At 64.2% G+C, this 18,703-nt stretch carries 19 protein-coding genes; 14 read left to right on the forward strand and 5 right to left on the reverse strand.

Annotated elements, in window-relative coordinates:
* Positions 1-41: 41 nt before the first annotated feature.
* Positions 42-1,496 carry a short-chain fatty acid transporter gene (locus ACVIYL_RS24540; protein ID WP_456780081.1) on the forward strand — a complete coding sequence of 485 codons (1,455 nt, stop codon included), beginning with the start codon at positions 42-44 and terminating at the stop codon, positions 1,494-1,496.
* 360 nt (positions 1,497-1,856) lie between these two features.
* Positions 1,857-2,078, forward strand: a complete 222-nt coding sequence (locus ACVIYL_RS24545; RefSeq protein WP_253607681.1) for a hypothetical protein — start codon at positions 1,857-1,859, stop codon at positions 2,076-2,078.
* Between the two features lie 9 nt (positions 2,079-2,087).
* On the opposite strand, the gene ACVIYL_RS24550 is transcribed toward ACVIYL_RS24545, so the two are convergent.
* From ACVIYL_RS24550 to ACVIYL_RS24560, 3 genes are read right to left on the reverse strand one after another with little or no spacing between them, the layout of a single operon-like run.
* Entirely contained in the window at positions 2,088-2,813 is a 726-nt protein-coding gene (locus ACVIYL_RS24550; protein ID WP_456781884.1) for a formyltransferase family protein, read from the reverse strand.
* A 38-nt stretch (positions 2,814-2,851) separates the two neighbouring features.
* On the reverse strand, positions 2,852-4,210 hold the full coding sequence (locus tag ACVIYL_RS24555) for a hypothetical protein (protein ID WP_456780082.1): 1,359 nt from the start codon (positions 4,208-4,210) through the stop codon (positions 2,852-2,854).
* Between the two features lie 58 nt (positions 4,211-4,268).
* A complete protein-coding gene (locus ACVIYL_RS24560) occupies positions 4,269-6,617 on the reverse strand; it encodes a hypothetical protein (protein WP_456780083.1) in 2,349 nt (782 codons plus the stop codon).
* A gap of 464 nt (positions 6,618-7,081) precedes the next feature.
* Here ACVIYL_RS24560 and ACVIYL_RS24565 point away from each other — a divergent pair, with 464 nt between their 5' ends.
* The 12 genes from ACVIYL_RS24565 (at position 7,082) to ACVIYL_RS24620 (ending at position 17,425) form a co-directional block, all read left to right on the forward strand.
* A complete protein-coding gene (locus tag ACVIYL_RS24565; protein WP_253607684.1) occupies positions 7,082-7,288 on the forward strand; it encodes a hypothetical protein in 207 nt (68 codons plus the stop codon).
* A complete protein-coding gene (locus tag ACVIYL_RS24570; RefSeq protein WP_253607685.1) occupies positions 7,285-7,986 on the forward strand; it encodes an RNA polymerase sigma factor in 702 nt (233 codons plus the stop codon). Before ACVIYL_RS24565 ends, ACVIYL_RS24570 begins: the two co-directional genes overlap by 4 nt.
* Before the next feature lie 140 nt (positions 7,987-8,126).
* The gene (locus ACVIYL_RS24575; protein WP_028336954.1) at positions 8,127-8,951 is read left to right on the forward strand and encodes a flagellin; all 825 of its coding nucleotides are present in this window, start codon (positions 8,127-8,129) and stop codon (positions 8,949-8,951) included.
* A 63-nt stretch (positions 8,952-9,014) separates the two neighbouring features.
* Positions 9,015-10,712: a flagellar filament capping protein FliD gene (gene fliD, locus ACVIYL_RS24580; protein ID WP_456780084.1), complete on the forward strand. Its 1,698-nt coding sequence runs from the start codon at positions 9,015-9,017 to the stop codon at positions 10,710-10,712.
* Positions 10,712-11,155: a flagellar export chaperone FliS gene (locus ACVIYL_RS24585; RefSeq protein ID WP_253607687.1), complete on the forward strand. Its 444-nt coding sequence runs from the start codon at positions 10,712-10,714 to the stop codon at positions 11,153-11,155. The genes fliD and ACVIYL_RS24585 overlap by 1 nt, the downstream gene beginning before the upstream one ends.
* Positions 11,156-11,258: 103 nt before the next feature.
* On the forward strand, positions 11,259-11,765 hold the full coding sequence (locus ACVIYL_RS24590) for a hypothetical protein (protein ID WP_456780085.1): 507 nt from the start codon (positions 11,259-11,261) through the stop codon (positions 11,763-11,765).
* A 237-nt stretch (positions 11,766-12,002) separates the two neighbouring features.
* Positions 12,003-12,662, forward strand: coding sequence for a flagellar hook assembly protein FlgD (locus ACVIYL_RS24595; protein WP_225647635.1), 660 nt, complete (start codon positions 12,003-12,005; stop codon positions 12,660-12,662).
* A gap of 19 nt (positions 12,663-12,681) precedes the next feature.
* Positions 12,682-13,971 carry a flagellar hook protein FlgE gene (flgE, locus tag ACVIYL_RS24600; RefSeq protein WP_028340077.1) on the forward strand — a complete coding sequence of 430 codons (1,290 nt, stop codon included), beginning with the start codon at positions 12,682-12,684 and terminating at the stop codon, positions 13,969-13,971.
* On the forward strand, positions 13,968-14,222 hold the full coding sequence (locus ACVIYL_RS24605) for a hypothetical protein (RefSeq protein WP_456780086.1): 255 nt from the start codon (positions 13,968-13,970) through the stop codon (positions 14,220-14,222). The genes flgE and ACVIYL_RS24605 overlap by 4 nt, the downstream gene beginning before the upstream one ends.
* 19 nt (positions 14,223-14,241) lie before the next feature.
* Positions 14,242-14,697 (forward strand): hypothetical protein, encoded by a 456-nt coding sequence (locus ACVIYL_RS24610; protein WP_038379117.1) that lies wholly within the window; start codon positions 14,242-14,244, stop codon positions 14,695-14,697.
* Positions 14,698-14,724: 27 nt separating this feature from the next.
* Positions 14,725-16,500, forward strand: a complete 1,776-nt coding sequence (gene flgK / locus ACVIYL_RS24615; protein WP_456780087.1) for a flagellar hook-associated protein FlgK — start codon at positions 14,725-14,727, stop codon at positions 16,498-16,500.
* 16 nt (positions 16,501-16,516) lie between these two features.
* Complete coding sequence (locus ACVIYL_RS24620) at positions 16,517-17,425, forward strand: flagellin (protein ID WP_456780088.1); 909 nt, start codon at positions 16,517-16,519, stop codon at positions 17,423-17,425.
* A 12-nt stretch (positions 17,426-17,437) separates the two neighbouring features.
* Here ACVIYL_RS24620 and ACVIYL_RS24625 read toward each other — a convergent pair whose 3' ends face one another.
* Together ACVIYL_RS24625 and ACVIYL_RS24630 are read right to left on the reverse strand one after the other, a co-directional pair.
* Positions 17,438-18,376 (reverse strand): substrate-binding periplasmic protein, encoded by a 939-nt coding sequence (locus tag ACVIYL_RS24625; protein ID WP_253607692.1) that lies wholly within the window; start codon positions 18,374-18,376, stop codon positions 17,438-17,440.
* Positions 18,373-18,660 carry a c-type cytochrome gene (locus tag ACVIYL_RS24630; RefSeq protein ID WP_253609934.1) on the reverse strand — a complete coding sequence of 96 codons (288 nt, stop codon included), beginning with the start codon at positions 18,658-18,660 and terminating at the stop codon, positions 18,373-18,375. Before ACVIYL_RS24630 ends, ACVIYL_RS24625 begins: the two co-directional genes overlap by 4 nt.
* Positions 18,661-18,703: the final 43 nt, after the last annotated feature.

Consider the following 18,703-nt stretch of genomic DNA (forward strand, 5'->3'; position numbering starts at 1 on the left):
ATTGAAGGCTGTAACCGCATTACCGGAAGGGGATCAGATTGATGACGAATGCAACGCACGATCAAACCGTGAGCTTGCGAAAACCTGTCGCGGACAACATCATAGCGCGATTTTCGCAAGCCCTGGTGGCGTTTGCGGAGCGCTGGTTTCCGGATGCCTACGTTTTCGTCCTGATCGCGGTGATTGCGGTCGCGATCGGCGCGATCCTGCATGGCGGTTCGCCGCTCGCCGTCAGCCGCGCGTTTGGTGACGGGTTCTGGAACCTGATTCCCTTCACGATGCAGATGGCGCTGGTCGCGATCGGCGGCTATGTCGTGGCGATGTCGCCGCCGGTGGCGGCGGTGCTGGCACGGCTCGCCAGCGTGCCGAAGACCGGGCGCGGCGCCGTGGTCTTCGTCGGCGTGCTCAGCATCTTCCTGTCGCTGCTGAACTGGGGCCTGAGCCTGATCTTCTCGGGTCTTCTGCTGCGCGAGATCGCACGGCGCACCGACATCAGGCTCGACTACCGGGCGGCCGGCGCCGCCGGCTATCTCGGGCTCGGCTGCGGCTTCACCCTCGGTATCACCTCCTCGGCCGCGCAGCTGCAGGCCAATGCCGGCAGCATTCCGGCGTCGCTCCTGCCGATCACCGGCGTGATCGGCTTCTCGGAAACCATCCTGACCTGGCAGAACATGATCACCGTCGCGATGGTGACCGTGGTCTCTGCTGCGATCTGCTATTTCACGACGCCGGCGCCCGAGCAGGCCAGGACGGCAGAAGACCTCGGCGTTGCGCTCGGCAATGATCGCATCGAGGCCAGGAAGCCGGCGCGTCCGGGCGACTGGCTCGAGTTCAGCCCGCTGCTGACGATCCTGATCGCCGTGCTTGCCGCCGGCTGGTTGTGGCAGACATTCCAGTCGGGCAATCCGTTGATCACGCTGTCGGGCCTCAACACCTATAATTTCGTCTTCCTCATCCTCGGCATCGTGCTGCACTGGCGACCGCGCAGCCTCATCGAGTCGTTCTCGAAGGCGATGCCGAGTGTCTCCGGCGTGCTGTTGCAGTTTCCGTTCTACGCCGGCATTGCGCAGATTTTGACCAAGGTCCCGAACAGCAGCGGCACGACGCTGTCGGACACGATCGCACACTGGTTCGTCGGTGCCTCCAGCAATTCCACCGTGTTTTCGTTCCTGGTCGGAATCTATTCGGCGCTGCTCGGCTTCTTCGTGCCATCGGCCGGCGGAAAGTGGATCATCGAGGCGCCCTACATCATGAAGGCGGCCAACGACATCGGCGCGCATCTCGGCTGGACGGTGATGGTCTACAACATCGCCGAGACGCTGCCGAACTTCATCAACCCGTTCTGGATGCTGCCGCTGCTCGGCATCCTCGGCCTGAAGTCGAAGGATCTGATCGGCTACACCTCGGTGCAGTTCTTCATCCATTTCCCGATCGTGATGCTGTTGGCGGCGATCCTGATGGCGACCTTCACCTATCACCCGCCGATCCTGCCCTGAGCGACCTTGGCCAGGCACCGGGATGCACGGTGTCCGGCCAATTCAGCGCTCCACGACCGTCACCACCAAAACTGTGCTGTTTTTCCGCTGGCCGCGAATGAGGCGTCGCGCCGGGCTCTTATCTTTGGTCAGCCATTTCATTGACCGCCGCGCGGTTCGGCCGGATATTGCTGCGCGATACCCCGCGTTGTTCAAGGCCACCGCAATGAGACACGACCACCGCAGCTTGATGTGCGACATGCGAAACCGCATGCAGCATCGCTGCGTCTCGGCGGCGACCGGCGTCTGTTGTTGATCGCTCCAACAAGTCAAGCACCCGACAATCAGACAGGAGCGCCGTCGTCCGGCGATCGAACACGCATGTCCCAAGCCCAAATGTCTCAAGCCTATGTCATCGAAGTATCGGATCGGACCGCTGGTATCGTCGTCAGCGACAAAAGCGGCTTCTGCTTCTTCTCCTCGGATCGCGCCTTTGACGGCCTCGACGGTGGCTATTTCGGCTCCGCGCGCGCCGCGGAGCGCGCGGTGAGGGCGCATTTGCAGCGGCACCGCGAGGTCCGGGGCCGTGCGACGCGCGGTTGAGGCCGTTTCTCAGGAGGCCGCGGCGAGCGGCGGCGAGACCACCTGTGGTGCCTCGGGCACCTGCATGGCAGTCGTTGCCAGCTGGAAGCGGATGCCGTGCAACGAGCAGGTCAGCGGGATGCCGCGAAAGTCGTCGTGGAAGGCACGGATCCGGCGCGCCAGCTCGCCGGCGCTGATGTCGGTGGGGAGCTCGCACATCTCGCGGTACATCCACCGCGTGCTCTTGATTCCGCACCAGGCGATCTCCAATTCCGCCAACGGCGTGGGATCGCAGGCGAGATCGCGTGACATCCGCCAGAACAGATGGGCAAGCCGCACATAGGCGATCTGTTCGAGACCGCGCACGCTGATCTTGTCGGGAATGATGAAGGACTCGACCCCGACGATCGGGCCGGAATCGACGCGCGCGGCCATCACATGGGCCGTCGCGCCGAAGGTGCGGGCACCGTCATAGAGCGCGAAATGCGCCGGCGCCCAGCCGGGATATTGCGGCGGGCCGGGATGGAAATTGTAGGCGCAGTGGCCGAGCGCCGCCAGAATGTGCTCCGGCACGATGACGCTGGTGGTGAAGGCCAACAGCCGGGCCTCGCGCAAGACCTCCGGCTCGATCGCGGCGAGCTCGTCGGCCGTTACCGCGCAGCTGAACGACAGCGCCGGATTGTGCGCCTTCAATAGTTCGGTGAGCGCGAATTGCTGGTTGGCGGCACCGGTAAGAAGGATGATTGTCTTCATGATGTCGATGTCCTTCCCTTGCTCTGTCTTTCCGGCGTTCATCAGCCGTGCTGCCCGGCCATCACGACGACGCTGCCGGCATCGCGGGACTGGCCCACGGTGCGGAACAGATCGGCCGGCAGCGCCTGCCACGGCGCGATCTCGATGATGCGGTTGTTCGCGCTTTTCGCGGCCGATTTCGCCGCGCGGATATCGTCCTGCCAGGGGCAGAGTGCGAGCTCGAGCCGGCCGAACCCGCCGCAATCGGCTGCGAACGCGCCGGTGACCGCCTCGATGCTGGCAGCCATTTCGCGCGCGTCGCTGGCCGCGATATCGCGCATGATCACGGTGATCGCATCATTCGAGGCCGCCTGCGACCGGATCACGATCATGGCGTCACGGCCGCCGCTGCGGCTGGCGCGCCGCGCGGCCCGCATCGCGACGCCGAATTCGGCATCCGGTCCAAGATCGCTGCTGTCGGTGGGCAGGTCGTGAACGACCGTGGTGTGGCGGGGCGTGCCGGCGTCTTCGGCCGGAGCGTGGTATGAGCGCGGCAGCCAGACGGTGTCGAGCGCCATCTGTGACGATGTCAGGCTCCAGGCCTGGTCGAGCAGATAGCCTTCCCAGACCGCGGGATAGGCGCTCGCGATGTGATGCCAGTTGCGCAGCACCGCTTCGGCGGCGGGCGAACGGGCGAGATAGAGGGTGCGCGCCGACATTTCCCACCGGTTCCATTTGTGAAGCGCGATGTCGCATGCGATGGACGACGGCAGCATTGGCGGCTCGCTGAGGACTGCGTCGGCCTCGATGAACAGCAGCGGCTCACGATGCTGCTCCCACATCCGCAGCAAGAAGGCGGATTTCTCTGCTGCGCGCATGTGCTCGCCGTCTGCGGTGTCGATCGGTGCGATATCGCAGGGGATCCGAAATTCGGCCAGCTTGTCGCGGAGAGCGCGGGCATGGTCGTCGCCGCAAGCGCGGGGATAGCAGGAGACCACGCGCAGCGATGCCTCGGACCTTGAGCCTTGCTCGGGCGCGATCGGGCGCCAATTGAGGCCGCCCCACCACATCTCGTGCGGGCCATCGAAGCTCGGCCCGATCGTGCCGAAGTCGGTCAGCTTGGACTTCAGGAAATCGAACGCCGGGTTCTCGCCGAACGGGACGACGACCGCGCAGTCGGCGCGAAGCGAGCGGCAAAGCATCTCGGCGGCGGGGCCGCTCGGCGGCTCGACGAGGATGATGACGCCATGGTCCCTCGCCGGCACTGAGCCGGCCTGATGGACGACCGCGGGTCCGAGCCGCTCCGACAGCCAGGCGAGCCGCCGGCGCTGCGCCGCGCTCATCCGGATGCCGTTCGCCGCCAGCAATTGGTCGAAGTTCGTCTGCAAGCCGTCCGCTTGCGCCGTGTCAGCCGACATCATGCCCGCACTACCCCTCGTTAACCTTCTACGTGCGGGGCGGCCGGATCAGGCGGACAAATCAGCTGTTGTTGTTCGTTGTCGGCATGCCTCTGGCGCTGCGCCAGGTCAGTGTGGCCGAAGCGGCGCCGTTGCCGTCGCGGTCCGCGACCGCAAGGATGCGGTCATGGTCGAGGGCGGTCAGTGCGACCGTGTAGATGGCGACGTCGTCTTCGAAGCCGTCGACGGGGATGAGCAGCATGCCGTCGTCACTGGTGGCGCGGAAGTGACGGCCGCGCCGTTTGAGGCCGACATCGATGAGCCGTCCCTCGGCGATCGCTGTCACGTTCGAACCCTCGGCGGCTTTCGCGGCGCTCTCGCCATATTGGACCGTGATGCCGTGGAGCATCCCGTCGCGGGTGAGCTTGGCCAGCGGCAATGCGATGGTCGCGATTGCCATCCGGCGCGACAGCGGGATCCGCAGGCGAAGATCGCCGAGCCCGGTGTGATAGACGCTGATCGCCTCCAGCGACGCCTGGCCGTTCCGCTCGAACAGACCGACCTGCAGCGTCCCGCACAGCGCTTCGCCGAACACGCTAGCGGGCAGGCGATTGGCGCCGAACAGCGTGTAGAGATAGGCATGCGACGGCGACAGGGCGGCAAAGCTGCCCGCCAGCCACATCGGGGGCGCCGGAGCCGTGCAGGCGGTCATGAGGCCGCGGGCGATGATGCTATCATTGACGAAGTCGGCATCGAGCAATGGCGCCAGCGCCGGGGTGCCGAGATTGACGTCATGCTTGATGCCGCCGAGCAGCGCGAGCTCATCATCGTCCGGCAGCAGCAGGAGGCGGCCGAGCACGGCGGCCGTCCAGCGCGCCGCGACCGCGGGGGCGGCATCGGGCTGCAATCCGTAGCGTGGTGCCAGCTCGCGGGCGCGCGAAACATAGGCCAGCGTTCCGGATTGCACCTCGGTCGCCAGCGCCAGTTGGGCGGCCGGGCGCTGATCACCCTCGCGCAATACCTCACCGTCGCGATAATCCCGCGCCGATCCTTCCGTGGAACAGCACAGCTGCTCCAGCAATGCGACGTTGCGGATCAGCATGCGCTTGACGTGCGGCGTGACGACGCGATCAGAGACCAGGCCCTCCGCGGTGTCGTCATCGGAGATGCCGTCGAAGGCATCGTCAAGCGTCAGCAGATAGGCGCCGTGCAGGCGGATGCGGATGCCCTCGCGATCGAAAATTCGCCGCAACGACTTCTGCACGCTTGCGGAATAGCCGAGGTCGACCAGGATCAGATCGGTGCAGCCGTCGAAATCCCGGATATGCGCGCGAAGATAGGTCAGCAAACGGGTCCGGACACCGGCAGCGATATCGGTGATCTCGCGCGGGTCCATCAGATCGGGCAGGGCGTCGGCGAGTTCGCGGCCGCTGGCAATGCCGTCGGGATACTGCGCGAAGAACTTCATCACGGCGGGCGGCTGCACCTTGACGATGTCGATAAAGGTCGCCGCGTCGATCTTGACGACCCGGCTCAGCAGCTCACAGAGTGGTTCGAGCGTATCGGCAGACCCGACCAGGCTGACGCGACGATTGATCTCGATATAGGCGCCGGTCTCGCCGTGGTTTGCCTGCCAGACGCGATGCGGCAGCAGGCCGTCGCGGCCGAGGAAGCAGACCGCAACGCGCGCGCCCTCGCGAGCAAGCGCGCTGCGCCGCGCGGCAATGAATGCGTCGAACGCCGCCATCACGGGGCCGAGCACGGTCACGCCGAGGTTGAAGGCGGGAGAATGCTCCGCGCTCTTCGCCGTCACCGCGCGCCGCAGCGTGCGGGCGCCGCAATCGAGCCGCGACGGCTGATCGGGACACAGCAATTCGAAGATCGATGCTTCGCGTTGAAACTTGGAAGCCAGCGCCGCGCCGGCCTGCGGGTAGTAGCGCGGACGGATGCCGTGACGGCGCGCGCCGTTGACATCCGCGGTGTGGTTGTCGCCGACATGGAACGAGCTTGCCGCGTCGATGCCTTGCTCGGCGAGATAGGCTTCAAACAGTGCCTCGCTCTTGCTGCTGCCGTGATCGCAGGACGCATAGAGGAAATCCCAGCTCAGCCCGGGACTGCAGCAACGCAGCAGCTGCGCGAGTTGGTCTGTGCTCCAGTAGGTGTCGGAAATGAAACCGACGCGAAAACCGCCGCGCTTCATGTCCAGATATTGCTCGAGCATTTCGGGATTGGCGCGGCACAGCTCGAGCTCGGTCTCGAACTCGATCTGCGCAAGATCCTGCAACGCATCGCGGGTCAGGCCGAACAGCCTGAACGGAAAGTATTTGTAGATGTCGGCGATGCGCACTTCAGTTGAGCCGCACCGCTCCTGCGATACTTTGCGCGCCCGCGCCTCCGCCTGGATTCGATGCTGAACGAAACTGACGGACATGTTCGGAAATTTTTCAGCAATGCAGGAACGCTGAAAAACCCCTTCAAATACGCCATCCGCCGTCGTGCAGGCGCGCAACAGAAATGTATCGAAAACATCGAATGAACATGCAGAAACATTCTGCGCTCGACGCGTCGCGTCGACCGTCATGATTGTCATGCGCAACATTCCCGCCAGTCCTCATGCGTTGAACGCGCGCGTGAGACAAATCAGGCGCGACAGTTCAAAAAAGTTGATGCGGGATTCGAAAACGCGCGCTTCGCGACTGACAGATTCAAAAAATCCGATAACGTCGAAACAGTGATTCGGAAAAAATTGCCTAGTCGCAATCGTCGAATGCAAGATGGCGACCAACGGCGATGAATCGCTCGCATGCTCCGCGCATGCATGGGTTCGCGTGGCGTTAGTTGGTGTGACAACAGCGTTTTCCGACGCGACGATCTCTTCCGCGGAAATGCGAGGCGATGCTGAACGACTGCTCCAAACTCCGTCGCATTTTTCCCTGCGCCAAAGCGCAGCGGCAGCTTTTGCCGGGCGGTCGGCAAAAACATCCGGCTAAGCATTTGAAAAATAACAAAAAAAGTTCGCCTGGTTTGCTGACGCTCTCCGTTCAACGCTCAGAAGCCGCATGGAATGTGTGCCAGCGGCGTTGGTTGGAGAGCGGCGGATGAGTTACGCGCTTGATATGAGGGCACCGGCCGAAGTGGAGGCCACGCCGGCCGCGGTTGCACCTGCCGAAGCGGCTGCTCCGTGGAGCAACGTTCGGACCGTTGCCGATGCGGGTCCGCTCGACACCGTCGAGATCCACGACGAAGACAAGGAATTGCTCGACCGTCTCGCCGCCGGCGACGAGACGGCGTTCCGTGCTCTGGTCGAACGTCACGTCGATCGCGCCTACGCGATCGCGCTGCGCATCGTCGGCAACGCCGCCGACGCCGAGGACGTGGTGCAGGACACGATGCTGAAGGTGTGGACGCATCGCGGCCGCTGGCAGCATGGCCGCGCCAAGTTCTCGACCTGGCTCTATCGTGTCGTCAGCAACCGCTGCATCGATCTGCGCCGCAAGCCGCGCACCGAGAATGTCGATGTCGTGCCCGAGGTCGCCGACACCCAGCTCGATGCCTCCGCCGTGATCGAGCGCAACGAGATCGGCAATCTGCTGGAGGTCGCGATGCAGCGGCTGCCCGAGCAGCAGCGCGTCGCGGTGATCCTCTCCTATCACGAGAACATGAGCAACGGCGAGATCGCCGAGGTCATGGATACGACCGTGGCCGCGGTGGAGTCGCTGTTGAAGCGAGGACGGCAGCAGCTGCGCGAGATGCTGAAGCGGCACGAGCGCGACCTGCGCGGCGCGTTTACCGACTGCTAACCATAAATTCCGGCTTCTGAAGATTTTGCGCCTGACCACCGGCGGCCGACCCGTTTGATCGGGCGGACGGGGGCTGGATCCGCGTCACCTCTCATTTTTCACGATGCGGCATGCCATGCCCATCAGCACAGGAGCTACTCATGCCGGCAATCTCCACCAACACCGCCGCGAACTCCGCGGTCCGTTACCTCAACATCAACTCGCAGCAGGAAACCAGCGCGCTGTCGAAGCTGTCGAGCGGCTCGCGCATCACCTCGGCTTCCGACGACGCGGCCGGTCTTGCGATCTCGACCCGCATCTCCTCCGACATCACGACGCTGCAGCAGGCCGCCACCAACGCGGCGCAGGCGACCTCGATCCTGCAGACCGCCGACGGCGGCGCCTCCAACATCTCGGACATCCTGGCCCGCATGAAGTCGCTGGCTTCCGAGTCCGCCTCGGGCACCGTGGCCGATTCCAGCCGCGCCTACATCAACTCGGAATTCACGCAGCTCAAGGGCGAAATCGACTCGATCGCCAGCGGAACCCGCTACAGCAGCCAGAGCTTGCTCGACGGTTCGAGCGTGTTCTCCTCGGGCGTCTCGGTGCTGGTCGGTTCGACCTCGGCCGACACCATCACGATCACGCTGACGAGCCTCACGGCCTCGTCGCTGTCCGTGACGTCGCTCGATGTGTCCAGTCTGTCGAGCGCCACCAGCGCGATGACGGCTCTCGACACCGCGATCGACAAGGTTTCGTCCGCACGCGCCGAGATCGGTGCTCAGGAATCCCGCTTCAACTTCAGCGCTGACTCGATCTCGACCCAGACCCAGAACCTGCAGTCGGCGAACTCGGCGATCAAGGACGTCGATATCGCTTCCGAGCAGGCGACGCTGTCCTCGGCCGAGGTGAAGACCCAGGCCGCGGTCTCGGCTGAAACCGCGGCGAACCAGATGCCGCAGTACCTGCTGAAGCTGCTCGGCTAATTCGAAAGACCGATCGGGCCGGCATGATGCCGGCCCGATTCTTATCGCGGCGGAAGTGTCGACATGACGGTTAGCAGCGCCACCTCGAGCACATCAGGCACGACGTCGACCAGTTCCGCCAGCACGGTGACAACGACCGGCACGACCAATTCGACCAGCATCGATTGGGATGCCCTGATCGAGGCCGAGGTCAACGCCAAGCTCGCAGCGGCGACCTCGATCACCACGACGATCACCGGGAACCAGGCCAAGATCACGGCCTATCAATCGCTGCAGACCGAGCTGTCGACGCTGGCGACCGGGTTGTCGTCGCTCAGCACGTCGATCATTAATTCGATTGCCACCAACGCGTTCGCTACCCGGGCGGCGACGATCTCGTCCACCGGTGACGTCAGCGCCTCGTCGGCGCTCAACATGAGCGTCAACAGCGGGTCGGCGACCGGCGATCACACGCTTCAGATCACTCAGCTCGCGACCGCGCAGAAGGTGATCGGCTCCTCGCGGTCGAGCAGCTCGACGGCGCTGGGTCTCTCCGGCACTTTCTCGCTCGGCCTGTCCGGCGGCACCGGCACGGCGATCTCGATCACCAGCGGCATGTCGATGCAGGATATCGTCGACACCATCAACGCCCAGACCTCGACCACCAATGTCCAGGCCTCCATCGTCCAGGTGTCGAGCGGGTCCTACGAGATGGTGCTGACGGGGACACAGGACGCCGCTGACATCGCCTATTCGTCGACGTCGGGCGATGACATCCTGAACAAGCTCGGCGTCACCGACACGTCCGGGGCGTTCACCGACGTGCTGCAGAAGTCGCAGTCCGCGGAGTTCACCCTCGACGGCATCGCGCTCACGCGTAACACCAACGACATTTCCGACGTCTTGTCCGGCGTCACGTTCAACCTGCTGCAGCCGACGCCGAGCGGCACCAGCCTCAACATCAGCATCGAGACCGACACCAGCCAGATCACGTCAGCGCTGCAGACCTTCGTCACCAACTACAACGCATTGCGCGACCAGGTGATTGCGCAGTCGGCGCAGAATTCCGACGGCACGGCCGCGTCGAGCGCGGTGCTGTTCGGCGACAGCACGATGCGCGATCTCATGACCCAGCTGCAGCAGGTGCTCAGCGGGACGGTCGGCGGCATGACGATGGCCGATCTCGGCCTGTCCTTCAATGAAAACAACGAGCTCCAGCTCGATACCGGAACGCTGTCGACGGTGCTGACGCAAAATCTCGCCGGCGTCACCCAGCTGCTGTCGGCGCAGACCGCCACTTCGTCCAGCCAGCTCAGTGTGGTCAATACCGGCACATCGCCGCAATCCTTCACGCTCGACCTCACGGTGGACTCCACCGGTACGCTGACCGGAGCCTCGGTCGGCGGCGACAGCTCCGGCTTTTCGGTGGTCGGCAACACCATCATCGGCAATTCAGGAACGATCTACGCCGGTATGGCCTTCACCTATACGGGCTCGACCTCGCAGTCGATCACGGTGACATCGTCGTCCGGTTTGGCGACGCAGCTCTACCAGCTCGCGCACACCAGTTCCGGAACCAGCGGTCAACTCCAGACCATGATCACCAACTTGCAGTCGCGCGACACCGACCTGCAGTCCCAGGTCAGCGACATTCAGAGCAATGCGGCGACGTTCAAGGCTCAGCTGCAGGTTCAATACGCCAATTACCAGGCGGCCATCGAAAGCGCGAACAACACGCTGGGCTACCTGAAAGCACTCCTAGACGCATCATCGAGTAACTAATGACCCAGAACGCGACCGCCTACCACGCCAACAATGCCTATCGATCCGCCGCGGTGGCGGTGCCGCCGCTGAAGGCGGTGGTGATGCTGTGCGACGGCGCGATCACGCTGTTGCAGAAGGCGCTGGAAGCGCACGAGGCGAAGCGCTTCGAGGAAGGGCACATCTATCTGACGCGGGCGACCGCGATCCTGCGCGGGCTGAGCCACAATCTCGATTTCACCCGTGGCGGCGCGATGGCCGATCGTCTCTACCGCACCTATAGCGCCCTGATCATGGCGTGCCTGCGCTCCTATGGCCGGCCGCAGGCCAGGGAGAATTTCCGGCGCATCATCGCGAGCCTGGCGGAACTGCGCGACGCCTGGAAGTTCGTCGAGGCGACCGCCGGCAAGGCCGCCAAGGCCAGGGCACTCGACAAGACGCTCGAATCAGCCGCCGGCCGCTGAGCTTGGAGAGGGCCGCGAATCACCCGACGAGGGCGCTTAGCCGGCGCAGCAAAGGGCCTGAGCGGGCGCCCTGGTTGGGGAAAATAGCCGCCCGGCGAGCGCCATGCTGGACCTGATGCGGCAGCGGCGGAAATTGATTTCCGCCGTCCTGCGAATGCTTTATGACAGCCTTGGCGACGAGGCTGGATCTGCGCGCGCGATGGACGTTGCGACATTCGAAGACCTGATCGACCGGCTGGGGGAGGATCTGTCCCGCTGGCCCGACGATCAACGTCTTGCCGCCGTCCAGCTCCTGGCATCTTCGGCCGAGGCGCGGACGCTCTACGAGGAGGCGAGTGCGGTACGCCGCGCGCTCGCGGCGCCGCCGGTTCGCGCACCAAAGGGTCTTGCCGACAGCATCGTGACCGCGGCGGCGAAATTGCCCCAGAAGCCCGCTTCGGGGCCAGCCCCGGCTGACGATCAGCCGAACGATGCACAAGCACCGGGCCGATCCGCACAGCAAGGCAAGGTGCTGCCGGCGCTGCTGCTGGCCCTCTGCCTGCTGCCCGCATTGACGCCGCCGGCGTTGATGCTCGGCGAGCCGGATCTGCCGATCAGCCTCTCGCTCTAAGACGTTCCGCATTGCCATTGCAGCTGTCCGCGTGCCTTCGCGGCGAGATGCTTGCGCACGCCTGCGAGCCATGAGCCCGCAACGGACACGGCAAATTCTGCCGATTCATCAAGTGATTCCGGGCGGATGAATCCGCGCCTGAAATCGGCGCGTCATCCGTTTTATCTGCGAACGACATCACGACCCCAATGTTCCACCGCGTTCCGTCGCGCATCCCGCGGCGAAGAGAGCCTTGTCATGACCGTTTCCTCGGCAACCTCTGCTGCAACTTCCACCACGTCGAGCTCGTCGTCGAGTGCGTCGATGGGGATGAGCTCGACCGATTTCCTCAACCTTCTCGTCAGCGAGCTGCAAAACCAGGATCCGCTGAACGCCACCAGCACGACCGACTTCATCAACCAGCTCACCTCCTACGCCAACTTCACCGAGCAGCAGTCGACCAACGCCAGCATGACATCGCTGGCGAGCTCGTTCTCGAGCCTCGTGACGCTCAACTCGGTCAACTATATCGGCCACACCGTCGAGGCGAAGACGAACACGGCGGAACTGACCAACGGCTCGGCGACCTTCGGCTACTCGCTCACATCGGCCGCGTCCAACGTCGCGATCACGATCCAGGACTCCTCGGGCAACACGGTGTGGAGCGGCAAGGGAACCGGAACCGCCGGCTCCAACACCTTCACCTGGAACGGCCAGACCTCCGACGGGACCCAGCTCAAGGACGGCGGCCAGTATACGATTCAGGTGACCGCGACCGACTCCGCCGGAAACTCGCTGCTCAGCTACACCACGATGACGGGAACGGTGACCGGCATCGATGCCTCCGGCTCGACGCCGTCGCTGCTCGTGAACGGCGTCCCCGTCAGCGCCGCCAACATCATCGGCGTCACGTCCTGATTGCTTCCGGAGTCATATCATGAGTCTCACTGGTGCTCTTTCCTCGGCGATCTCGGCGCTCAATGCGCAGAGCCAGTCGTTGGCAATGATCTCCGACAACATTTCCAACGCCGATACCACGGGCTACAAGACCACGTCGGCGATGTTCCAGGATCTGGTGACCGCGTCGAACAGCGCCACCTCATATACGTCCGGCGGCGTCACGGTGTCCGGCCGCGCCAACATCACCCAGCAGGGCTTGCTGTCCGCGACCACCAACGCCACCGACGTCGCGATCCAGGGCAGCGGCTTCTTCGTCACCACCAACGCGACGTCCGGCGGCACCACCTCCTATACGCGCAACGGTGCGTTCACCACCGACAATCTGGGCTACCTCGTCAACAACGGCAATTACCTCGAGGGCTGGCGCACCGACGCTGACGGCAACATCATCGGCAATGCCTCCGCCGCGAGCCTTGGTCCGATCAATACGCAGGTGGCTTCCACCAGCGGCAGCGCCACCACCAAGACCACGGTCGCGGCGAACCTGCCGGCCGATGCCGCGGTCGGTGCGACCTTCAATAGCTCGATGACGGTCTACGATTCGCTTGGCACGGCAAGCACGATCCAGATCGATTGGAAGAAGACCGCCGACAACAGCTGGCAGGCCAGTTTCGAGACGCCAAAGCTCGCCTCGGACTCCACGACAGACAGCGCCAACGCGATCACCGATACGGTGGATATCACCTTCAACAGCGACGGCTCGCTCGCCTCGACCAGCCCGAGCCCTCCCGTCATATCGGTGACGGGTTGGAAGGATGGGGCGGCCGACAGTTCTGCCGCCAATGGCACGGCCATCACGCTCAATCTCGGCACGGCTGGCAAAACCGACGGCCTCACGCAGTATTCGTCAGGCGAGACCACGCCGGCCGTCGACCTTACGAGCATCACGTCGGACGGTCTGCCCTATGGCAAGCTGAGCAGCATTTCGATCGGCAAGGGAGGCGTGGTCGACGCCACCTACTCCAACGGGCAGACGATCGCGATCTACAAGATTGCGGTCGCGACCTTCAGCGATCCCAACGGATTGAGCGCGGCCAGCGACGGCATGTACTCCGCGACGGCAGCTTCCGGCAACGCCACGCTGCAGACCTCGGGCACCAACGGCGCCGGCACGATCTACGGCAGCGAGCTGGAGTCGAGCACCACCGATACCAGCGGCCAGTTCTCCAACATGATCTCGGCGCAGCAGGCCTATTCGGCGGCCTCGCAGGTGATCACCACAGTCGACAAGATGTTCGATACGCTGATCTCGGCGGTGTCGCGATGATGACCGACAAGCGGAATGACCGCTTGCTGGTCAGGCTTCAGCGGCTGAAGGCGAAGGCCGCTGCGGTTCGGCCGGACGACCGGGCGCAGCTCCGTGCGTTGCTCGACGATGTGGGAACGTTGCGGGACCAGCTGATGCGCGAATGCGCTCGGCTCGACCATGAACTCAACCGGGCCACGGTCCGGGTAACGGCGATCACCGCGTACGGGCGCAGCGCACAATCAGTTCGCGCCCTGCGTCGCGGACACTAGCTTGAACGGGAGCGATGACATGACACCGGAACGCAACATCAAGATCAATCCCGCGGGCAATGACGAGCGCGCCAGGTCGTTGATCGCGCTGATCGACAATCTGATCGCGATCGTGAACGAGGAGAATGTCGAGCTCGCCAAGGGGCTGCCGGCCTCGCGGCTGAAGCAGGTCGACGAGAAGCACCGCCTCGCCACCCTGTTCGAGCAGTGTGTGGCGGAGGCGGTCGGCAAGACCGCAAACCTCAACGTCCAGGATCGTGTGCTGCGGGAGCAGCTGATGGATCGGATCCTGAAGCTTCGGATGGCGATGGACGAGAACGTGATGCGGTTGCGGGCGGCGATCGATGCGAGCAACCGCAGGATCGAGGCGATCATGCAGGCAATCCGCGAGCAGATCGCCAACGTATCGCCCTATGGTGCCGGCGGCCGTCGCGTCACGCCCGCGATGTCCTATGGCACCAACGTGCGGGCGTGATCGGGCCGGCGCCGGAGGGAGGTTGTCGTGTCGTCGCTCGATATTGCACGGAGCATCGCATTCAGCGGGCTGTCAGCCACGCAGGTGCAGATCAGCGTAGCCTCGGCCAACATCTCCAATGCCGACACCAAGGGCTATACCGCGAAGACCGCCAACCAGAGCAGCAGCGTCACCTCTGGTGTCGGGACCGGCGTCACGATCACGGGGATCAGCAGCGCGGTCGACAAGCTGCTGCTGAAGTCGCTGGTCGGAGCCGATTCCGATCTCGGCGCCGCCGACACCAACAACAACTATCTGACCGAGCTCCAGCAGCTCTATGGCAGCACCTCGAGCAGCGACAGCTCCACGACAGGCACCTCGCTGGCGAATACGATCGCGGCATTCGAGTCGGCGCTGTCGTCGTTGGCGAGCACGCCGAGCAGCGCGTCGCTGCAGTCGAACGCCGGCAGCGCGCTTGCGGCCGTGACGACGCAGCTGCAGCAGACCTCGAGCGGCATCCAGAAGCTGCGCTCCAATGCCGACCAGGACATCGCCTCGTCGGTCAGCGACATCAATTCCGATCTGCAGCAGATCTCCGACCTCAACAAGCAGATCAAGCAGGAAGCGGCCGCCGGCCAGTCGACCGCCGATCTGGAGGACCAGCGCAACAGCGCGCTGCAGGATCTCGCGTCGATGATGAATGTGAGCTATTTTACCACGTCGAGCGGCGATCTGCAGGTCTATACCGGATCGGGGCAGGCGCTGGTCGATAGCACGGCGCATCCGCTGAGCTATACGGCGCTGCCCAGCGTCACGGCGTCCACGACATATAGCGCGGGATCGTTGAGCGGTTTCAGCGGCATCACCGTCAATGGGGTCGACGTCACCTCGCAGATCTCCTCGGGCAAGGTCAGCGCGCTGATTACCTTGCGTGACCAGACGCTGCCGGCGGCGCAGTCGCAGCTCGACGAGCTGGCCCGGCAGCTGACCGCGACCGTCAACGCGGTATCGAACCAGGGCACGTCGGTGCCGCCGCCGGCGAGCCTGACCGGGACCGGCACCGTGAGCAGCACGACGCCGCTGTCGGCGACCGGCACGGTGCGCATCGCGGTTGCGGACAAGAGCGGCAATCTGGTGTCCTACCAGGACCTCGATCTGTCGTCCTACGCAACGGTCGGTGATCTCGCCACCGCGATCAACGGTATCTCGGGGCTGTCAGCTTCGGTCGATGCCAACGGACACTTGTCGATCTCGACGACCACATCCGGCAACGGCGTTGCGATCAACGAGATGACGAGCTCCGTCGGCAGTTCGGGCGAGGGCTTTTCGGATTACTTCGGGTTCAACGACCTGATCACCGGGACCGGCGCGTCCGACATCGCCGTTCGCAGCGACATCCTCAACGGCACGGCGGCGCTGCCGACGGCGACGCTCGATGCGTCGTCCACGATGACGGCCGGAAACTCGGTGCTGTCACCGGGCTCGGCGACGGTGGTGAACGCGCTCTCGAGCGCGCTGACGGGGTCGACCAATTTCGGCATGGCCGGCGGCCTCGGGGCGACCACCGGCTCTTTCACGGACTACGCGGCCGCCATCGTCGCCAACGTCGCCGGCAAGGCGACCCAGGCGTCGGCGGCCTACACCGCCAAGCAAACCGCGCAGTCGACATATGCGAATTCGCTGTCGTCGCAGTCCGGCGTCAACATTGACGAGGAATCCGCAAATCTGAGTGCGTTGCAGAACAAATACGCCGCCGCGTCCCAGATCATTACGGCCATCAACGCCATGTTCTCGGCGCTGATGACTGCGATGAGCGCCAGCTGAGCCCGAGGCCGTCGTCATGATGATGCGTGTTGCCACCTTTGCTCAGTCGGACCAGATGATATCAAACGCGCTGCGGGTGCAGGCGGTCATGGCCAACGAGCAGGTGCAGGAGTCCTCCGGGCTGCAATCCGAGGATTTCGGCGGCTATGGTTCCGGCGCCGGGCGCGTCATCAATTTGCAGGTGTCGGTGACGCGCGCGCAGTCCTATATCGATGCCGGCCAACTGGCCGGTAACAAGGTGCAGGTGATGTATTCGGCGGTCGGTTCGGTGACCGACATCATCACGCAGCTGCGGACCCAGCTCAGCGCGGCCACCACCGGCAGCGGCACGGCGACGGCATCGGTGATCAACTATGCCCAGCAGGCCATGGCGCAGATGCAGGGGCTGCTCAACACCCAGTATGACGGCGAATATGTCTTCAGCGGCGCCCGCACCGACACCGCGCCGGCGGATTTGTCGAGCTTCGACACCGGCACCGGATCGCTGACGACATCAGACGCCAGCTATTACAAGGGCGACAGCGAGATCGCGTCCGTACGCGTGTCGGACAGCCAGTCGATTTCCTACGGCGTCACCGCCGACAATCCGGCGTTCGAGCAGGTCATGCGGCTCTTGAAATTCGTCGGCAACAGCACGACGCTGTCGTCGAGCGACATCACGCAGGCGCTCGACCTCGCGAGCAATGCGCTGGATGCCACATCCACCGTGCAGGCAAAGTTGTCGGCCGCGGCGTCGCAGATCGAGACCGCCAGCACAAACCAGAGTGACTATCAGAATTTTGCGAAGACGCTGTCGACGGACCTCACCAGCGTCGATGTCGCGGCCGTGACGGCACAGCTTTCGACCTATCAGGCGCAGCTGACGGCGTCCTATTCGGCGATCTCCAAGATCCAGAGCATGAATCTGGCGAGCTATTTGCGATAGCTATCGCCGGCATCACCGGTTCAGGATCTTCAGCCAGACATCGCCGAGGATGATCGGCTCACGCGGCGGAAGCCAGGTGAGGCCGGCGGCCTTGCCGAGCTCCGCGATGGTGCCCTTGGCCTGCAGATCGGCGAGGACCTTGTTGACGGCTTCCAGCAGCGCCTTGTCGGTTTCGAGCGCAACGTAACCGCGGTTGGCGCCGATCGGATAATAGTAGCCCGAGGCCGTGATCCTGGTGTCCGGATGTTCAGCGCGGTAGGCGTCGAAGCGGCGCAGGTCGAGCAGCGTGGCGTCGAATTCGCCGCGTTCCAGTTCTCCGAGCAGGTCGCTGCGCCCCGGAACGAGGTGCGTGATGTCGTCGATCAGCTTACCCTTGTCAAAGGTCATCAGGATGGCGTCGCCCAGCGTGCCGCTTTCGATCGTCAGGCGAAGGCCGGCGAGATCGCCGATGCCGGTGATCTTGCGCTCCTTGAGCTTGTCCTTGGCCTTGGGACCGAGGACGATGGTCATCGGCGAATAGATGTAGGGCTGGCTTGGCGCCAGCACGCCGATCGGGATCCGCCGGCGGCGATCCTCGCGGGTGGCGCCGTCGAAGTCCGGCAGCTTGGCTGTCGTGACGCCGGGTGCCTTCAGCGAGTCCGTGGTAAGCGCGTAGCCGCCGACCAGCGAGCAGCGCCCGTCCGACAGCAGCGCATTGGCTTCGAGCGCCGGGCTCGAATCTTCGTCGAGCTTGCTCTCGAACCACTGGATCTTGAGCGGCCGTCCAAGTCGCTCGGCAATGGCCTGCGCGAGCGCGACGTCGAAGCCGGCATCGGGCTTGCCGCGATGATGCGCCGATAGCGGCGGCAGATCCTCGTCGAGGCATACCTTGAGCGGTTCGTCGGCGGCATGCGCTGCCGACGACAAAGCGAGAAGCAGGGCTGTCGCGGCGCCCGCAAGAAGAGCCCTCATTGGGTCCTCCGGCTCGACACGAAGGCCCAGACGTCGGCGATCTCCTGCTCGTTCAGGATGTCGACCCAGGGCGGCATCTTGCCGTTCTTGCCTTGCTTCACGGTGGTCACGAAGCGCGTCTTGTCGTCGGGAAACGCGCGCAAGTCCGGCGTGATGGTGCCGGAATTGACCATGTTGGGCCCATGGCAATGCGAGCAGTTCTTGGCGTAGGTGACCTTGCCCTGGTCGGCCTGACCCTCAAGGTCGATTGCGGTGGTTTGCTGTGCGGCGGCCGGAATCAGCATGATCACCGCCGCCGCGACGGCGGCGAAGATCGCCGCCGTCAAC

It is taken from the genome of Bradyrhizobium sp. USDA 3315, from assembly GCF_054056795.1.